This window comes from Shewanella sp. SG41-4, assembly GCF_014164505.1.
Classification (GTDB): Bacteria; Pseudomonadota; Gammaproteobacteria; order Enterobacterales; family Shewanellaceae; genus Shewanella.
Genome location: NZ_JACJFI010000554.1, coordinates 1 through 1,598 on the forward strand (window position 1 = coordinate 1; position 1,598 = coordinate 1,598).

At 39.4% G+C, this 1,598-nt stretch carries 3 protein-coding genes; 1 reads left to right on the plus strand and 2 read right to left on the minus strand.

Translation table 11 applies throughout. From position 1 onward, the window contains the following. Positions 1–785 (plus strand): Dam family site-specific DNA-(adenine-N6)-methyltransferase (locus H5202_RS22140; protein ID WP_182773932.1); only part of this gene is annotated, 785 nt, incomplete at its 5' end. A gap of 32 nt (positions 786–817) precedes the next feature. On the opposite strand, the gene H5202_RS22145 is transcribed toward H5202_RS22140, so the two are convergent. Next, positions 818–997, minus strand: a complete 180-nt coding sequence (locus tag H5202_RS22145) for a DUF2970 domain-containing protein (RefSeq protein WP_011635869.1) — start codon at positions 995–997, stop codon at positions 818–820. Next, entirely contained in the window at positions 997–1,374 is a 378-nt protein-coding gene (locus H5202_RS22150) for a hypothetical protein (protein ID WP_259397441.1), read from the minus strand. Before H5202_RS22150 ends, H5202_RS22145 begins: the two co-directional genes overlap by 1 nt. Positions 1,375–1,598: the final 224 nt, after the last annotated feature.

Here is a 1,598-nt window from a genome sequence, read left to right on the forward strand (position 1 = left end):
TCGTTGATGAGCTAGCAAAACACCTTCCAGCTGGAAATAGATTGATCGAGCCTTTTGTTGGGGCGGGTTCGGTATTCCTCAATACACAGTTTGATGATTATTTATTATGTGACATCAACCAAGACTTAATCAATCTGTACCAGATTGTTCAGCAACAGCCAGATGAATACATTAAAGCGGCCAAGGCCATGTTTGTCGATGAGATGAATGACAAAGATGCTTATTATCGTGTTCGTGCTGAATTTAATCTCTGTAGCGATCCTTTCATTCGTTCGGTATATTTTTTGTACATGAATCGCCATGGTTTTAATGGCTTATGTCGATATAATCGCAAAGGTGGTTTTAATGTACCGTTTGGTTCGTACAAAAAACCGTATTTCCCTGAAGCTGAAATTCGTTACTTTTCATTAAAAGCGCAAAAAGCGACCTTTAAATGTATCAGTTACGAACAAGCCTTTGATATGGCAAACAGTGGTGATGTTATTTATTGTGATCCGCCTTATGCGCCGTTATCAACCACAGCCAGTTTTACCACTTATGCAGGTCCGGGTTTTAGCCTAGATGATCAAGCATTACTTGCTCGTCATTCACGGCTCATTGCCCATGAGAGAAATATTCCGGTATTGATCAGTAATCATGATATTCCGTTAACGCGAGAGTTATATCGTGGTGCATCTTGTTCAACGATTTCGGTGCAGCGTAATATTAGCCCTAAAGGCGGTTCACGCAATAAAGTGGATGAAATTATGGCGCTATATGATCATCATTATCGTGAAGAAGAGTAATGCTGCAAAGCGTGGATAACGAAAACTAGCGGTTAACTTAAGACTTGGTTTACGATTAGCATTAATGAAATGACTAAGGCGATGGCTAAGATAATACCCATAATGATAAATGGTAATGGGGATTGAGTTTGAAAATCTTTTTGGCGATTTTGCTCTGTCTGTACGCCGAAGAAGGCTGCTACAGTGCTACTAAACACTCGCCAAATTGACATTAACGCGATATCTGAGTTGGGTTGCCTGAGGTAGGCATATCATTTAAAGGTTTGTCTTTGTGACCGTGGATTAACTCAAGTAAATCAATAAAGTGAAACTGACTAGAGCGGCTATTACCTGTAATCCAATTCCCCCAACTGACATCATTTGATTGTTCTGCACAACGATTTGTAGGGTGACTACTGGGTAAACTGGCATTGTAGTTGGTGGTGCTATTACAGACACAGGCCTTACTATTAGCCGAATTACTTTCGGTTGCCATCAATACTTGGCTTAACAATAACGCCAATGCAGAAGTTGCAAATACAACAAAAACCGGTGCTGACAATAATTTGCCATCACGACCAGAAAGCTTGCGTAGTAAGTGCTTTACCATAAAGTGTGCCCTATCCATGGTGTAAACTCGAATGATGCTACAACAGGTTTTAAATCTTCAGTTGGACAACTAAGATAACAACTTTTTACATTATAGCAAAATAGCTTAGTTATTGAACACTGGTTTCTGTATAAAAAATAGCAAATCCGACTTATTGTCTAGTTTTTAACTAAATTCTATTGAGGATAGTGGTTATTTCCCTTGTTAGACTAGAGGCTTGCGGC